At 64.5% G+C, this 313-nt stretch carries 1 pseudogene; it reads left to right on the top strand.

The annotated features are described in order from the left end of the window. Positions 1-313 (top strand): annotated as a pseudogene (locus AC3A6M_RS24905) (type VI secretion system tip protein VgrG); the annotation flags it as partial.

Below are 313 nucleotides of genomic sequence, written 5' to 3'. Positions count from 1 at the left end.
CGGTCCTTCAAGCTCGCTGACCACTTCAGCGCCGAACTGCGCGTACCCAAGCGCGGCGAGCCGGCCCAGCCCAGCATTCGCGACCGAGACTACCTGATCCTCTCCGTCAACCACGAAGCCAGCAACAATTACCAGGCCGGGCCGGGCGCGCCATCGAACTACGAGAACACGTTCCTCTGCGTTCGCAAGGATGTTCAATGGCGCCCGGGTCGCCACTACAACAGCCAGCCCTGCCTCTATCACGGTATCCAGACCGCCATCGTGGTCGGCCCAGCCGGCGCCGAGATCCATACCGACGGCTATGGGCGGGTCA

The sequence above is a fragment of the Telluria sp. Soil_C_11 genome (genome assembly GCF_057657395.1).
Note: the sequence above shows the minus strand (reverse complement) of the source record. Positions and strands in the feature narration are given on the sequence as shown.